Origin of the sequence: Legionella cherrii (assembly GCF_900635815.1) — a bacterium.
Classification (GTDB): Bacteria; Pseudomonadota; Gammaproteobacteria; order Legionellales; family Legionellaceae; genus Legionella; species Legionella cherrii.
Map to the genome: position 1 here is coordinate 837748 of NZ_LR134173.1, position 16440 is coordinate 854187.

A 16440-nucleotide genomic window follows, 5' to 3' on the forward strand; every position below is an offset into this window, starting at 1 on the left:
GTAAAATTACAGCATCTAGTATAGAATTATAATGTTAAGTGTAATTTTATTACTATAATTTTATTTTAGAAAAGTGAGCACCATTGTAAATTTATGATCATGAGGTTCGTAAGTTAATATTTCCTTAATTTTGATTCATTAGAATGAAATTATATTGAGGGGTGGGAGAGTATTATGGCGGGTTTTTTTTAGTACCAAAGCCACGTGCAGAATACAATTTTATCAACGTGGGTACAGAACAATTTCATGCTGTTGCGGTGGCGATGATCGATTCGTTGCAAAGTACTTCCCAACGGGGTAATGATGCTACCTTGAAAAAAATTTTGGAGCGTTTTTATCTACACTTTCCCAAATATATTAGCAACCAGCCTTATTTAACACTTCCGGAACGGATGGGGATGTTACTCAATAGTTCTCGTAAGTCCGAATTAGTAGAGTGTATGGCTTATGTTTTGCGGCAGTTGGCAGTGGACGAGCTTTATACACATCCTTTGATGTATCGTGAGGTGTTTGATGGATTAAGTGCGGAAACTCCCAAAAGTTATTTGCGTGATCCCAAAGTCCAATTACCAGCAAGTGCTTTAAATGCCTTGGCTCAGACATTGGGGATTAGTATTACATTATCTTTTAAAGAACTCGGAAAGGAACTGAGGAAAAAAGAAGTATATGATGGAGAAGCATAATGCATAAAATGAATTTAGTGATTCAAGTTCAAGGGGAAGGAAAGCAGGAACGTTATTTCCCTGCTGTAAAGCAAGGACATGAAAAAGATTTTGCCTATGTTCGTCAATTAGCAATTAATCCGCCTGAGCCTGTTCAGAATACAAAGGAGCAAGGGGAAACTCTGCGTGACATAATTCACCTAATCGAAGAGGACAATAAACAGCTGTTGCACTCTTATGATAACTATCGCACCGCCATTTTTAGCACGGCTAGAGATGAAGAATTAACCCCCGAACTGTTACACAAGCGATTAAGAGAACTTTATATCAAGTATTTACCTCAAACGAAAAATACCGTATCTGTGGCCGCTTTGGAGCAGTCCAAAAGAAAGCCGGTTATTGCTGATGCCCCCGAGGAAGGGGAACAACAAACGATTAAGCTATTGGCAAACGCTTTATCAGACTGGATTACCACAAAGCAAGTTGATCCCGATACTATATTTGATGAACTAGAAAAGCGCTCTACTATTGGATTGACTAGGTAACTTAGCCCGGGTTAGACGCAGTCTTAATCCGGGGTCAAGATTCCATTTCCGTGTTAAATGTTAAAGTTTATAAAAATCCCTGTTCTTTCATCCATTCATCATGGGCAAATTTAGACATGTAATTGCGAATGGAGTCAGGTAAAATAACCAGGCATTTTTGTCCTCTACTTAAAGATTTTGCAGCTTGTAGTGCGGCCCACATTGCCGCCCCGGAAGAACCTCCTACCAATAGCCCCTCTTCACGGATTAAATCCCTTGCAGTTCGAAATGAATTAAGATCGTTTGTTTTAATATATTTATCAATTAAATCATTATCTAAAACCTCTGGAAAGAAGTCATAGCCTATGCCCTCTACTGCATAGGATTTAATTTCGGTTCCACCACCAAGAATAGAGCCCTCGGGATCAACACCAATGATTTTAATCTCCGGATTATATTCCTTAAGGCGTCTAGCAACACCAGTAATTGTGCCTCCAGTTCCTACTCCGGCAACAACCATGTGTAAGTCCTTACCAAAATCATCAATAATTTCCTGGGCGGTACCATGATAGTGCGCATTAGGGTTATTCGGATTGGCGTATTGATCAAGAATATAGGAATTAGGGATTTCCTCATTCAGTCTTTTAGCTAGAGAAATATGACTTTCCGGATCATTATAAGCTGCTTCTGTTGGGGTACGGTAGATCGTGGCTCCGAGGAGCTCAAGAACGGATTGCTTTTCCTGACTCATTTTCTCAGGCATAGTAATAATTACTTTGTAGCCTAATATCGCACCTGCGAGGGCAATCCCTATTCCTGTATTCCCAGAAGTAGGTTCAATCAGTGTATCACCTGGCTTAATATGCCCATCTCGTTCTGCATTAACAATCATTTCATACCCGATACGATCTTTAACAGAACCACCTGGATTAAAAAACTCACACTTTGCATACAACTCACAATCGAGCTCACGGCCAAGACGATTAATTTTTACTATGGGGGTTTGTCCTATGGTGGCAAGAATATTCGGATAGATCATATTAGTCCTTTATTGAAGAGTAATTTGCTTTTGATTATATGGGTTTTTAATCAAAAAAAAAAATTCTTCTATGATTTGGGTGGTGATTTTAAAGTTTTTGATTTATATTTAATTTTCTAAAAATAACAAAGCAGGGAGCTGAATATGTATAATTTAAAATCACTTAAGTGGTGTTTTGGTATTGCTTTGTCTCTAGGCTTGTGTGCATGCATGGATATGCAACGTTCAGAACATGCTAATAATAATGCTCAATACTATGAGCAAATGAATGCCCAGAACAAACAAACAGCAGGGAATAAGGCCAAAGCCCAAAAGACTTATGCTTCAAAAGATCCTACTCAAAAAGCAACCCCAGGGCCTAAGCGAAATGCTGCGCCACAAATTCCTGTAATACAGCAATAATGATTGTCTCCGGGTTACGGCGTGTGCCTAACCCGGGTTATGACGTAACCATCAGGTTTATTCCCATTAAAAACTTGCAATCCTATCAATCTAGATGTTAGCTTACTTATTGTTTGTTTCTTTCAACGGACTGATTTTTACTCTATGAAAAAAGTATATCGAATTATAGGGACTGCTTTAGGCATACCCCTTTTTTTACTCGCTAATAAAATTTTTGCTGTGAATCCGACGGGAATCATTACTCCTTCAGTAATCAACAAAAGCACTACTAATAATCCGAAGGAAATTCCTTTAAAAAAAGCGTTAGCAAAAGCAACATCAACTCAAGTGCAAGAAGACAGCGAAGAGGCTAAAAAATTATATAAAGAACGTCTAAAAAAAAATCCGGGTGATGAAGATGCGCGTCTTCTTTTAGCGAATTATTATATAGCAAAGAGGCGTGATTTAACTGCACTTAGGGTAATTAAACAAGGATTGCGGCTTAATCCAAACAGCGTTTTATTGCTGATGAAATTAAGCGATATCCAGACTTACCTTACAGCCTATGCTCCCGCGATCGCAACCAACAAAAAAATACTCACCCTAGATCCGAACAATGTCTATTCGAAGCAATATTTATCCGATGTAAAGCAAGTTGTTCCTCGTTATGACTACGGGGTGAATGAAGTCGGTTTTACCACAGATAACTCATATGTTACTGGTTTTCATCAAATTTGGGATTATTCTTCGCTCTATTACACCCGAGATACGAGCTACGGTCGATTTGGTGGTCGGATTAATTTTGCAGCACGACAAGGATTCACTGCGCCTCAATATGAGTTGGATTTTTCTCCTGTGCTTAATCGGGATGTATCATTTAACTTGGTTGCCACCTATGCGAATCAACCCAATTTATTTTCTGATTACTCCTATGGAGGACAGGCAAACATTAGTTTGACAAGTTCTCTCCAGTTTACGGGCGGCGCAATTTATTCGAACATCGCACCTACTTTTTTTATGACCTACATTGCAGGATTAAATTATGCTGTAGGTAATTATTTGTTGAGCGTTACTCCCTACTATTTTGTCCCACAAACCAATGTGAAATCAGTGTTAATGACTGGAGTGATCAAACGTTTTTTTGCCACTGAGGATCATTCCATTTCTTTAACTGTGGGTATAGGCCATAGCCCTAACTTGGCCAATTTGACGACGGTTGATTTTATTGTGCTAAAGAATGATTTTGCAAATCTGCTCTATGAATTTCCAATATTAGCACACCGCCTGGTTGTTGATTTACAGATTGGATATCAACGCTGGGAATTTCCTACAGGCGAAATCAATAATTTTTATGATACCTTAGTTGGTTTGAAATATCGATTTTAAGTCGCTTGCATAAGTTGGGCCTGACGGCCCAGCTCTTACATTCTAAACTGACTAAAAGGAACACTGCTGTTTATTTCATCTTCTCTTGCTTGGCGTTCTTCTGCCATTTCTGTCTGAATTTGCATTAATTCCAGACCATCTTTAATCATTTCATCTCGTACCGCTTGCCGGGAAGCTCGATCTCCAAAGAAGCTCACTTTTTTCTTGCACGCCTTGTCGCTTAACTGATGAGTTGTTCGTGCATTCTTGTGATCCGCATTAACTGTTGCAAATTTTTGAGCCACAGGGATTTCTCTTTTATGTTTCATACTTGAACCTTATTTTCCTATAAGTTTTTTATTAGTTTCATCCTTACATTACTTTTGGAAGCAAAGTCCATTTTTACTTCATATAGGTTAATTGAATGACGTAGATTCTCTCTTTTTCAAAGAGATCACACCTTCAAATTAACAGGGGGGCAAACTATGCAACAGATTGGCATCGATTTTCAAGTGATTTTTCTAGGTGCTGCTGACAATTCGAATCTCTTGGCGAAACCGAGATGGAATTTATGTGCTGTCAACAGCCCCTAATGAATTACTGCGGAGCAATCATTTCTTCGGGTCTTACTAGTTCCGCGAAACGCTCAGCGGTTAAAATTCCAAGTTTAACTGCTGCTTCTTGCAAGGAAGAATTGTCTTGGTGTGCCGTTTTAGCGATTTTTGCGGCTTTATCATAGCCTATGTGTTGATTAAGTGCCGTGACGAGCATTAAAGAATGATGCAGATAATAGTCAATCACCTGATGATTGGCCTCGATTCCTTCGGCACAAAATTCTTGAAATGAATGACAGGTATCGGCTAACAAATTGAGTGAATGCAGTACGTTAAAGATGATTACCGGTTTAAATACATTCAGTTCAAAATTACCTTGGCTGTCAGCGATACCCACCGTTGCATCATTTCCCAGCACTTGCGCGCAAACCATAGTCATGGCTTCGCATTGGGTAGGATTGACTTTTCCAGGCATAATTGAAGATCCAGGTTCATTTTCTGGAATGATCAATTCCCCAATACCGCAACGTGGGCCAGAAGCTAACCAACGAATGTCATTTGCAATTTTCATTAAAGCACAGGCCAGTGTTTTCATGGCACTGTGGGCATTAACTAATGCTTCGTGTGAGGCCAGCGCAGCAAATTTATTCTCTGCGGTAACAAAGGGCAATTGGGTTATCTGGGCAATGTGTTGGGCAACTTTTGTGGCAAATTGTGGATGAGTATTTAAACCAGTTCCTACAGCAGTTCCCCCTGCAGCTAATTCGTAAAGTTCAGGCAATGCTCCTTCAAGACGTTGCAGGCACGCATCCAGCTGGGCAACATAACCAGAAAATTCCTGCCCTAAAGTGATTGGCACCGCATCTTGTAAATGAGTTCGGCCTATTTTAACGATATCTTTGAATGCTGCCATTTTAACCGCCAAGGCATCACGCAAACTTTTTACTGCAGGGATTAATTTCTTATTAAAAGCAATAGCTGCGGCAATGTGCATCGCTGTCGGGAATGTATCATTTGAAGATTGAGACATATTCACATGATCATTAGGATGAATAGGCGATTTACTACCCATGGTTCCGCCAGCCAGTTCAATTGCACGATTTGAAATGACCTCATTGGCATTCATATTGGATTGCGTGCCGCTGCCCGTTTGCCATACATGCAAAGGAAAATGCTCATCTAGCATTCCTTTACTCACCTCATCGGCAGCCTGAATAATTAAATCTGCTTTATCTTTAGGTAACTTGCCCAAGTCCAAATTGGTCAATGCGGCGGCTTTTTTTAAGATACCAAAAGCGTGAGTGACTTCACGCGGCATAATGTCCTTGCCTATATTAAAGTGATGTAATGATCGTTCAGTCTGTGCACCCCAATATTTGTCGGCAGGGACAGCGATTTCACCCATGCTATCAGATTCTATGCGTGTTTTGCTCATGGTTTTTAATTTCCTTAGACCCTAGTGAAATAAAAAATTCTAACACATAGGGCAAAAATAAGTAATTTTTGTTATAGTATTGGCATAATTAGTGATCCGTAGCCTGGGAACCGTGGTAAAAAACCAGACTCTTTGCCTATAAACCCGGATTACATAATGCTAATTCGGACTTTCAAAGCCTCCAGGCTACATAAGAGAACCACCAGCACATGAGAGCAGTACGTATTTATCAATCTGGAAACTACCATACAGGCCAACATTTAGAATTATCTCCCGAAGCCAGTCAACACGTTGGGGTTGTTTTGCGTATGCAGGTTGGTGAAAAGCTCACTTTATTTTCTGGTGATGATCGCGAGTTTGACGCAACTATAGTTGCTGTGAAAAAAAAACAAGTCACTGTAGTCATCGGTTCGATAAATGAGGTAAGTCGTGAATCACCATTGGCTATCCATTTGGCTCAAGCGATTTCCAAGGGGGAGCGCATGGAGTTCGTCATGCAAAAAGCAGTCGAACTCGGTGTGACCAGTATTACTCCTCTTATTACGGAGCGGTGTGTCGTCAAATTAGATAAGGAGCGAATGGCAAAAAAACTCCATCAATGGCAGGCCATTGTCATTGCCGCGTGTGAACAATCAGGAAGGAATCAAGTTCCTGCAGTAAATTCACCCATCGCTTTAGAACATTATGTCCGTGAGGTTCAGGTTGGATTGAAATTGATCTTGCACCCAGGGGAGAATAAGAATTGGCGAGATTATATGATTGGATCTGCTGCGATTGCATTGCTTATTGGCCCGGAAGGAGGATTAAGTGATCACGAGGTTCAATTGGCATGTCAGCATGGATTTCAACCTTTATCCCTAGGGCCAAGAATTTTACGCACAGAAACCGCGGCACTTACTGCATTAAGTCTGTTGCAAGCGATAGGCGGTGATCTATAATAGTACTTGTAGTCAGTCTCTCTCAATGCGAAAATCTAAAAGCATAATGCTACTAATATAAATATATTCCTTGATGCAGAGTGAGTTTGGCGATTAACTTATTTTAAACAACAGAGGTTGACTCATGAGTGATCTTATTAAAACAATATCAGATGCAAGTTTTGAACAGGATGTAATCCATGCTAATAAGCCTGTTTTAGTTGATTTTTGGGCTGAATGGTGTGGTCCATGTCGCGCATTGACCCCTATATTGGAAGAAGTGGCTGCTACTCATGGTGAGCAAGTAACTTTTGCCAAGATTAATATCGATGAGCACCCACAAACACCAGCAAAGTTTGGTGTGATGAGTATTCCAACATTGATTTTATTTAAAAACGGTCAGGTTGAAGCTGTAAAAATGGGTTTGCTTTCAAAATCTCAATTAAGTGCTTTTGTTGAGAGCCACGTTTAATTTTTTATTTTTCTATATAAAAAATGTTGTATCTTATAGTAAAGCTGTGATAGCCTGTTGCAATATGTGATATAATACAAATATATCACATAGGCAGCAGAATCCTTAGCTGCTATTCTTGAATAATATTTTTCCCGGATATCCAATTCGAAATTAATCAACCAATCAAGTGAGAAGTATGAATCTTAGTGAACTTAAGCAATTGCCTATTGCCGATCTCTTTAACATCGCACAAGAGATTGGTGTCGAGAATCCTTCCCGTATGCGCAAACAAGAAATTATTTTTGCCATTCTTAAGGCCCACGCCTTAAAGGGTGAAGACATCCACGGTGATGGTGTTTTAGAAGTCCTGACTGATGGTTTTGGTTTCTTGCGTTCTGCCGATGGCTCTTATTTGGCAGGCCCTGATGATATTTATGTATCTCCCAGCCAAATCAGACGTTTTGGTTTACGTTCTGGTGATACGATTTCAGGTAAAATTCGTCCTCCCAAAGATAGTGAGCGTTATTTTGCTTTATTGAAAGTTGATGAAATCAATTACGATTCACCTGATAGTGCTAAACGAAAAATTTTATTTGAAAACCTTACTCCTCTATTTGCTACCGAGCGCTTGGTCATGGAGCAAGGAAACGGCAGTACCGAAGATTTGACGGCGCGAGTTGTTGACTTGTGTGCTCCTTTTGGTCGGGGACAACGTGGTTTGATTGTTTCTCCACCCAAAGCAGGTAAAACACTAATGCTGCAAAACATCGCACGTTCTATAGAAAAGAATTATCCTGAATGTTACCTCATCGTGTTATTGATTGATGAGCGTCCCGAAGAAGTAACTGAAATGCAACGTTCTGTCAAAGGTGAAGTGGTTGCTAGTACTTTTGATGAGCCTGCGAACCGCCACGTTCAGGTTGCCGAAATGGTTATTGAAAAAGCCAAGCGCCTGGTGGAACACAAGCGTGATGTGGTTATTTTGCTTGACTCAATTACTCGTCTGGCGCGAGCTTACAATACGGTGATTCCTTCATCTGGTAAAGTACTTACTGGGGGTGTTGATGCCAACGCGTTGCAAAGACCTAAGCGTTTATATGGTGCCGCGCGTAATATTGAAGAGGGTGGTAGTCTGACTATTATTGCTACAGCTCTGGTAGACACAGGTTCTAAAATGGATGAAGTGATTTACGAAGAATTCAAGGGAACCGGTAATATGGAGATCCACTTGAGTCGTAATATTGCTGAACGTCGTGTTTTCCCTGCGATTAATATTAACCGTTCAGGTACACGCCGTGAAGATCTGTTATTAAGCCCTGAAGATCTACAACGCACTTGGATATTGCGCAAAATTCTGCAGTCTATGGATGAATGTGATGCGATTGAATTCTTGCTTGAGCGGATGAAGAATCATAAAACCAATGCTGAATTCTTTGATGCAATGAAACGGCAAGAGTAGTACATATAAAAAATGCAACCTGGGTGAAGGCCCAAAGAGCCGAAACCCGGGAATTGTTAAGCTCCTTTCAGGACTGTCTGCCATAAGTCAAGAAGAAATCCCCTCTCGCACTCGTGGGAGAGGGGTAGGGGTGAGGGCGATTAAACAATACCCTCATCCGCCCTGACGGGCACCTTCTCCCTACAGGGAGAAGGAAAATTTCTTGAAATGGCAGCGAGGTTACTAGGGGATTATAAATGAAATACTCTGATTTAAGAGATTTTATTGCACAACTTGAATCACGTGATTTATTAAAACGCATCACCTATCCTGTATCACCCTATCTTGAAATGACGGCAGTCAGTGATCGAGTACTTCGCTCTGGTGGCCCTGCTCTTCTCTTTACGAACACGCCAAACCATCACATGCCTGTTTTAACCAATTTATTTGGTACTGTTGAGCGTGTGGCGATGGGAATGGGTGAAGACAGTATCAGTGCGTTGCGGGAGGTTGGCAAATTATTGGCTGCCTTAAAGGAGCCTGATCCACCTAAAGGATTTAAGGACGCGTTTAATAAGCTCCCTTTGTTAAAACAGGCATTAAATATGGCACCAAAATATGTGAGTGGTGCAGAATGTCAAAACCATGTTTGGGAAAAAGATGAAGTCGATCTGACTTTATTACCTATTCAAACCTGTTGGCCTAAAGATGCTGCCCCATTAATCACTTGGGGGCTCGTAACCACCAAAGGACCGCATCAAACGCGTGAAAATATGGGGATATACCGACAACAGCTGTTGAGTAAAAATCAATTGATCATGCGTTGGTTGTCGCATCGAGGCGGTGCATTGGATTACCAGGCATGGCAAAAAGCATATCCTGGAGAACGTTTTCCAATTGCAGTGACGCTTGGTGCTGATCCTGCAACAATACTCGCAGCCGTAACCCCTGTTCCTGATACTTTATCTGAATATGCTTTTGCTGGATTATTACGCGGCCAACGCACCCGTTTGACGCAGTGCATTGGAAATGATCTGCATGTACCTGCAAGTGCGGAAATTATCCTCGAAGGTTATTTAGAACCTGGGATTGAGGCGCCAGAAGGGCCTTATGGGGATCACACCGGTTACTATAATGAAGTCCAATCTTTCCCGGTGTTTACTGTGGAGCGCATAACGCATCGAGACTCCCCCATTTATCACAGTACTTATACTGGCCGGCCACCTGATGAGCCCGCCATTTTAGGTGTTGCATTAAATGAAGTATTTATTCCCTTGTTACAGAAACAGTTTCCAGAGATTGTTGATTTCTATTTGCCGCCTGAAGGATGTTCCTATCGTTTAGCCGTGGTGACCATCAAGAAGCAATATCCTGGGCATGCGAAGCGAATTATGATGGCGGTATGGTCATTCTTAAGACAATTTATGTATACCAAATTTGTAATCGTTTGTGATGATGATATTGATGCGCGTAATTGGCAGGATGTGATTTGGGCGATGACGACCCGCATGGATCCTGCACGAGATACCGTAATGATGGAAAATACCCCCATTGATTATCTCGATTTTGCTTCACCCGTTTCAGGTTTAGGCTCAAAAATTGGCATGGATGCAACAAGTAAATGGCCTGGAGAAACTCAAAGAGAATGGGGGGTGCCCATTGTGATGGATGAAGAGATTATAAAAAAGGTCAATGGCTACTGGTCGTCTTTGGGGTTGGACAAATGAAGGAAAAAACAGTTAAAGCTCTTGTAGACGATATTTCACCGTTGACAGACAGTATTATGCGCTTGGTTTTGACTCCAGAGACTTACGTAGATTATCAAGCGGGACAATATTTACAAATTATTTTTAACGAAGAAGCTTTTAGCTATTCTATTGCTAATGCGCCATTAGGATCGCATAAATATGAACTGCATATTCGACATAGCTTGGATAATCCCTACAATCAGCGGTTATTTGCCCATATCAAAGAATCGGGGGCGGTGACTCTTCGTTTGCCTTTTGGTACCTGTTCCATTGAGCATTTGTATCCAAACCGTCCTATAGTATTTATCGCGGGTGGAACTGGATTTGCGCCAGTAAAAGCGATGATCGAGCAGTTATTATCGACTTCAGATACTCGGCCTTTTGAGTTATTTTGGGGCGCTCGTTTGCAAAATGATTTATATATGGATGAAAAAGTAATGGCTTGGCAAGCTCATGTGAGTCGCTTTAACTATTTTTCTTCGGTATCAGAAGATAACGGCGTGCCGCTAGCCTCCTTGGTACTGGCCAAGCATCCACAAGATCTTGGTGAATGGCAAATAGTGATTAGCGGACCTTTTGATATGGTGTACAGTACACGTGATGCATTGGTCAATAGTGGGGTTGCACCTGCTCATTTATTCTCAGATGCATTTAGTTTTGAAGCAAAATAAGGAAGCATTTTATGGAGACTTTATACCAAATCCTAGGTCTTATTGGTGCCGGATTGATTATTTTTATTCTATACCGCGCGATAAAAGGAAGCCCTGAACAATTTAGCAAAGAAAATTTAAATAAAAGTTTTTTTACTATGGGGGTTTTGGCGCTTGTATTGATTGGTTTTATTGCGCTGTTAGTTTTAATTTTAAGAAATACATAAAAAGTAGCCTGGGTCAGGCGCAAGCCCTGACCCGGGGAATTGAGCCAGATCTTCCCGATTACGCTGCGCTAATCAGGGCTGCAAAGACCATCTAATGTGGGGGATGTGCATTACTGTAATGTCCTCCATTTTCTTTTAAATAAAATCCAATATGCGGATTGTTAATAGGCACTCGGCTGGTATCTGCGATCAACATGCATTCCTCCACATAAGTGATTTGGCTGCTGTCATCAACCAACAAGCGATACCACGGATTGCGCGTAGCAAATTCGCGTTTATGTGCTTGTGGATTATAACGACCCGAAGCCTGAAATAAGGGGTCTACATCGACAACAATCGCTCTGTAGCGGCTGTGTTTATGAATGACTAAATCTCCAATATTGAATTGTGCAATTTTGTCCATCTAAGCCTCTTTGTTGTGCATTTTGAATAATATATCGGACGAAATGAAATAAGCTTGAAGGGTAAAGAAAAGACAAAGAAAAAATAATGACTCAAAATTGATGGCTGATGAATCAAAAAGCAAATTGTTGGGCTTCTGGTTTTATGTCGGCAAATTGTTTGTTTGGGTCTTAATTTGTTCTTATTTGCTTCATTTTCTAATGGTTATCACTCTGGATTCGAGCGAAAATGAGGCAATTCAATAGTCAGTATGCCTTGTTCTGCATACGCGTGCTGAACCGCTGTCCACACTTCATCATATGAGTTGATGCCTGGAATAATCAGATAGTGAACGCAGGGATCCAGGATGCATACTTTTTCTCCAGCCGCTGCCAAGCCTTCAGCAGCTTGTTGTACACAAATATTTCCGCATATGCCAGTAAGCATGAGCTCGCTGTAGGCTTGATTGTGAAAAAACTGCAGAAATGACAGAGCACTCTCATCATAAATGGGGTTCCCTGTATTTAAAAATTGAGGATCACTTAATTCAATTTTTTCCTTAAGTTTCATTCCTGCCTCAGGAGCGGAAAAATTGATTTTAGCAAAGCGATAAATCGGGATATTTTCTTTCAGATTTTTTAGTCGTTCCTCTATGGGCTGAGAAATCGCTGCACCGATGGTGCCATTAAGGCAATGGAGTCCATATTGACCCTTATGCGGATTAAATGGCAGCAATTCATTGTGTTCAATCTTTAGTGTTTTTTGCGTATGCACTATCCCATAACTTTGCAGCATGATTTGAGCATCGATGTTGTCTAGAGTCCGTTGGAACACATGTGCATCTTGAGTGGTAATAATCTCAAGATGATGCCCAAGCCTGGGATAATCGATAATGAGTTCACTAACCGCATCAAGTAATGCCATATTACGAAACAAAGTATGTTCGCCACCCGGGGCATATAAGGCAAAGTCTTCTAGCACGAAGTCATTTTGAATGTCGACTAGTATGAGGGCTAATTTTTTTGTTTCACTGAGTTTTTTAAGGACTATATTTTTTAATTCTTCTTTTAATCTGGGATCAGTTTTATCATATTGTTGATTTATTTTTTGAAAGCGAGAAGCGGCATTTTGACGTAATAATGCCTGGGCGTGTAGGTGTTGTGTCAATCTTAATTCATTAGACATATTCATTTTATCGTAATAACAACATTAGGCTGAATAATACAAATTTAAAAAACTTATTACTATTATAGTAGCCCTAGTTTTCAGGGAATGGATGTCGGTGTACTCTACTTGGGTTTTCATTCTGAGGAGGGGTGCATCCCTTTCTGAAAGGGTTTTTTGTTGCGTAAAAATTGGATCCCCGCCTTGCGCGGGGATGATATTTAAGCTGGCAGATTACTCTAATTATTATTAAATCTCGAATAGCGTTCGGATGTCTTCCAAGGCTTCATCCACCGGAGCTTCAATTTCTTTTTGAGCTGCCGTTTTGTCAAAGAAGGGCGTTGCTCTTCCAGTCAGAGCTTTTGAACAAACCAACTTGCCTAATGTAGCCACGCTTAATAAGAAATTGCCGAGGATTACATACCATGGTGTGTGTCCACTCATCACATCATCTTGGCTGTGTAATCGTGCCTTAACTTTCATTTCAAATTGTTGGTAGGCATCTTTACTGGGAAGCCCCGCTTTATTTTGATAAACGAATTGATCGACATCTTTTGTAAGATCCGCAGCAAGTTTTGTTATTATTCCCTTTTGAGGCTCGGACAAGGTTCTTGCATAACGCTCTATATCTGTAATTTTTCCATATAAATCATGCATTTTTAGGGCATATTGTTCCTCTTTACCTTTTTTCTTTTTCAAAGCGGAAAGCGCTTGGCGTACTTGGGTAGAAAGGTTCTCTACTGCTTCAGGTCTCGCATCTGCATCCATGAGCTTCACTGCAATTCGACTCAGCGTCGCTTGCAATTTGACTCCAGGAAATTCATCAATTTGAGTCATAATTTTCTTCAGCAACGCGTCACTGTTTCCGGAGTCCACGTAGGTTTTGAATAACCCAGTATTTTCGTTAACTAACTCGTCTATGAATTGTTCGCGAAACTCCTTATCAGTTGCGTCAAAATAATCTTTAGCACGATAATACTTATTCTGGTTACGCTCCTGTTTATAGTTTTCAAGCATTTTTTTAAATTCATTGGCAAGAATCACACGTGGTTGTTTTAACTCTTCTTGGCGGACTAACTCTTCTTGCTGCAGTCGTTGTTGTCGTTCTAGTTCCTGTTGTTGCTCTCGGGCTCGTTGTCTGTCCTGCTCTTCCTTTTGCTCTATCTCTTTAATTTTCTGATCAAGTGCTGTTGCTTGCTCTTCGAGTTCCCTAATGGTAACGGCGTCTATTTGTGTGATTCGCAACGACAGCTCATTGACTTCAGCGGCTAATTTATCGCGCTCTTCAAAGTTGGAAGTTAATTTGCTTTTGAGTTGTTCCAATGTTTTTGAAGTATTTGAGAGTGAGCCTAAATAATGTTCATCTTCGTTGCAAGCAAATTCTTGTGTTGCAATTTTTTTGGGAACAATAGTGGATAATTTTTTATAATCGGTACTTTTCCAAGTTAAAAAATAATGCGATGGATCCTCTCCTAAAATTTCCAGCATCAGTTTAAAACCGGTATTTGCAGGGTTTTTACGGCTAGGAAGACCTGATTCATTGGCAAGTCTTGCAAGTTCGTTAGGATCATAAGCGTTAAAACCTAAATTAAGGTGATTTTGCACGGCTTGCAAAAAATTTAATAATTTCTCTGTCTTATCGGGATGTGCTATTTCTTGATAATTCGTTTTGGCCTTCTCGATAATATCAAATTGTCCCTGAAGATGTTTTAAAACATCTTCGTTATTTAGGGTATCGAGATGCTCTGAAGCGCTTGCCTGTAAGTGTATGAGTTCTAAAGTCTCAGGGACCGTTTTTGTTATGATAGTTTTATTATCTGTATTATATTTTTCAATCCGTAGTTCAATTTCTAACTTTCTCTTTTGCAACCGGGCAATTTCTTCTCTTTGTGCAACGATTTGCTTTTGTTTCTCTTCATACTGTCCGACTAATTCATGTTTCTCTATCATTTTACGCTCACATCTAAATGATCAAAATATGGGCACTGATTATAAAACAAAATCATTGAATGGTCATTAAGTGAGCATTATTTTTGTTTAAAATAAATGCAAAACAGCTTAAATGAAATAAATGGCCAGAATAATCCCGGTTTCGTAGAGCAGACAAAGCGGAACCGCGAGCATGATTTGGGAAAACACATCGGGGGGAGTCAGTAACATCCCTACAATAAAAGCGCCAACAATGACATAGGGTCTGATTTTTTTTAGCGTCACAACCTCAATGATGTTTAAACGCACTAAGACAAAACAAATTAACGGCACTTGAAAGCAAAATCCAAAGGTCATGAGCATTCGAGTAATAAAATCCAATGCATAACTCATATCGGGCATGTAACGCACCCCTTTCGGCAGTGCATGGGCAAAAAAATGGAACATAAATGGCAGGACCAGATAAAAACAAAATAAAACTCCAGCAAGAAACAGTAAGAGGCTGAAGCTTAAGGCGATGCGCAGCGTAGTTTGTTCTCTTGGATACAGGCCGGGACTGATAAACCGCCAAAATTGAAATAAAGCAATTGGAGCACTTAGTAATAGTGCCGCATCCGCAGCCAATTTAAGTGGCGTAAATACTGGAGAGGTTACTTGGGTAGCAATTAAGCCTTCCTGAGCAGAAAGTGAGTGCAGTAGCGGGCTAACAAGCGCCTGGAATAAATCATTCGCCCAAAAAAAGAAAATAAAAAATAATCCGCCAAACCAAATCAGGGTCTGTAATCCACGACGGCGCAGTTCTAAAAGATGATTGAGCATGAGTATTGTTTATGCATAGGTTAGAATCATTACCTTATCACTCTCATTAAGGTAAAAGGAATCCCCTCCTCCTAGGGTGGAATAGGGCCAGGGTGCGGGTTCATTGATCACAATCAGTACCCTCATCCATCCTCCGGGCACGTCCTTCCTATGTTCCGTCATCCCGAGTGCAACAAGGGAGCTCAATGCTGTAGCAGCGTATTTCAATGAGGAGATCCCTTGCGCTGCTCGAGATGACGGGAGAAGGGAACATTTCCTCCCATGAAAAAATGGCAGTTTTAAACTTCCGCAAGTTCTTTGCTTTTCATTCCAATTTTTTCAGGTCTTATTTCTCTTAAACGATTAAATTGATCAACAAAAACTACAGTTGGAACCAGGTTTGCACAGTCTTCTTCCAAAACTTGGGTAAAAGAGGCAATAATGATTAAATCCCCAGGAGTGACTAGATGTGCTGCTGCTCCATTAACGCAAATTTCAGTAGAGCCTGGTTTGCCGGTAATCGCATAAGTCTCAAATCGAGTACCTGCAGTGATATTCCATACATTAACTGCTTCATAAGGCAATATATTTGCCGCTTTAAGAAGCTCTGGAGAAATAGTAATGCTTCCTTCATAGTCCAAATCGGCTTCAGTGACACAAGCACGATGAATTTTGGATTTTAACATTTTTCTATAAGCCATAAAGATCCCAGCCTTGTTCATAGTGGGCGAATTTTACACCAAATTGTGAAGTTTATGCTATACCCAAGTACCC

Annotated in this window: 18 protein-coding genes; 10 read left to right on the forward strand and 8 right to left on the reverse strand. The window is 40.5% G+C overall.

The genetic code is table 11. The features are described 5' to 3' along the window. Positions 1–161: 161 nt before the first annotated feature. Complete coding sequence (locus tag EL022_RS03540; protein ID WP_126325087.1) at positions 162–683, forward strand: transposase; 522 nt, start codon at positions 162–164, stop codon at positions 681–683. After that, the gene (locus EL022_RS03545; RefSeq protein ID WP_035901331.1) at positions 683–1207 is read left to right on the forward strand and encodes a hypothetical protein; all 525 of its coding nucleotides are present in this window, start codon (positions 683–685) and stop codon (positions 1205–1207) included. The genes EL022_RS03540 and EL022_RS03545 overlap by 1 nt, the downstream gene beginning before the upstream one ends. A 67-nt stretch (positions 1208–1274) precedes the next feature. Here EL022_RS03545 and EL022_RS03550 read toward each other — a convergent pair whose 3' ends face one another. After that, positions 1275–2225, reverse strand: a complete 951-nt coding sequence (locus EL022_RS03550; protein WP_028382386.1) for a pyridoxal-phosphate dependent enzyme — start codon at positions 2223–2225, stop codon at positions 1275–1277. 144 nt (positions 2226–2369) lie between these two features. Between EL022_RS03550 and EL022_RS03555 the strand changes: the two genes are divergently transcribed. Beyond that, positions 2370–2627, forward strand: coding sequence for a hypothetical protein (locus tag EL022_RS03555; RefSeq protein WP_028382387.1), 258 nt, complete (start codon positions 2370–2372; stop codon positions 2625–2627). Between the two features lie 144 nt (positions 2628–2771). Beyond that, the gene (locus EL022_RS03560) at positions 2772–3992 is read left to right on the forward strand and encodes a YaiO family outer membrane beta-barrel protein (RefSeq protein WP_028382388.1); all 1221 of its coding nucleotides are present in this window, start codon (positions 2772–2774) and stop codon (positions 3990–3992) included. Between the two features lie 35 nt (positions 3993–4027). Here the strand turns inward: EL022_RS03560 and EL022_RS03565 are convergent, their stop codons facing one another. Both EL022_RS03565 and fumC read right to left on the reverse strand, forming a co-directional pair. Further along, positions 4028–4300: a hypothetical protein gene (locus tag EL022_RS03565; RefSeq protein WP_051544514.1), complete on the reverse strand. Its 273-nt coding sequence runs from the start codon at positions 4298–4300 to the stop codon at positions 4028–4030. A gap of 268 nt (positions 4301–4568) precedes the next feature. Further along, positions 4569–5960, reverse strand: coding sequence for a class II fumarate hydratase (gene fumC / locus EL022_RS03570; protein ID WP_028382389.1), 1392 nt, complete (start codon positions 5958–5960; stop codon positions 4569–4571). A 209-nt stretch (positions 5961–6169) separates the two neighbouring features. Here fumC and EL022_RS03575 point away from each other — a divergent pair, with 209 nt between their 5' ends. The 6 genes from EL022_RS03575 (at position 6170) to EL022_RS03600 (ending at position 11394) form a co-directional block, all read left to right on the forward strand. Then, positions 6170–6898: a 16S rRNA (uracil(1498)-N(3))-methyltransferase gene (locus EL022_RS03575; protein ID WP_028382390.1), complete on the forward strand. Its 729-nt coding sequence runs from the start codon at positions 6170–6172 to the stop codon at positions 6896–6898. Between the two features lie 124 nt (positions 6899–7022). Continuing rightward, positions 7023–7349: a thioredoxin gene (gene trxA, locus EL022_RS03580; RefSeq protein ID WP_028382391.1), complete on the forward strand. Its 327-nt coding sequence runs from the start codon at positions 7023–7025 to the stop codon at positions 7347–7349. Positions 7350–7527: 178 nt separating this feature from the next. Further along, positions 7528–8790, forward strand: a complete 1263-nt coding sequence (gene rho, locus EL022_RS03585; RefSeq protein WP_010652211.1) for a transcription termination factor Rho — start codon at positions 7528–7530, stop codon at positions 8788–8790. Between the two features lie 236 nt (positions 8791–9026). Further along, positions 9027–10496, forward strand: a complete 1470-nt coding sequence (gene ubiD / locus EL022_RS03590) for a 4-hydroxy-3-polyprenylbenzoate decarboxylase (protein ID WP_028382392.1) — start codon at positions 9027–9029, stop codon at positions 10494–10496. Further along, on the forward strand, positions 10493–11188 hold the full coding sequence (locus EL022_RS03595) for an NAD(P)H-flavin reductase (RefSeq protein WP_028382393.1): 696 nt from the start codon (positions 10493–10495) through the stop codon (positions 11186–11188). Before ubiD ends, EL022_RS03595 begins: the two co-directional genes overlap by 4 nt. 11 nt (positions 11189–11199) lie before the next feature. After that, positions 11200–11394: a hypothetical protein gene (locus EL022_RS03600; protein ID WP_028382394.1), complete on the forward strand. Its 195-nt coding sequence runs from the start codon at positions 11200–11202 to the stop codon at positions 11392–11394. Positions 11395–11485: 91 nt separating this feature from the next. On the opposite strand, the gene hspQ is transcribed toward EL022_RS03600, so the two are convergent. From hspQ to panD, 5 genes are all read right to left on the reverse strand, one after another. Beyond that, on the reverse strand, positions 11486–11797 hold the full coding sequence (gene hspQ / locus EL022_RS03605) for a heat shock protein HspQ (RefSeq protein ID WP_028382395.1): 312 nt from the start codon (positions 11795–11797) through the stop codon (positions 11486–11488). Positions 11798–12003: 206 nt separating this feature from the next. After that, complete coding sequence (locus tag EL022_RS03610) at positions 12004–12960, reverse strand: isochorismatase (RefSeq protein WP_241972237.1); 957 nt, start codon at positions 12958–12960, stop codon at positions 12004–12006. Positions 12961–13188: 228 nt separating this feature from the next. Continuing rightward, on the reverse strand, positions 13189–14889 hold the full coding sequence (locus EL022_RS03615) for a hypothetical protein (RefSeq protein ID WP_028382397.1): 1701 nt from the start codon (positions 14887–14889) through the stop codon (positions 13189–13191). Positions 14890–14997: 108 nt separating this feature from the next. After that, the gene (gene tatC, locus EL022_RS03620) at positions 14998–15687 is read right to left on the reverse strand and encodes a twin-arginine translocase subunit TatC (RefSeq protein WP_028382398.1); all 690 of its coding nucleotides are present in this window, start codon (positions 15685–15687) and stop codon (positions 14998–15000) included. Positions 15688–15965: 278 nt separating this feature from the next. Next, a complete protein-coding gene (gene panD, locus EL022_RS03625; RefSeq protein ID WP_028382400.1) occupies positions 15966–16367 on the reverse strand; it encodes an aspartate 1-decarboxylase in 402 nt (133 codons plus the stop codon). Positions 16368–16440: the final 73 nt, after the last annotated feature.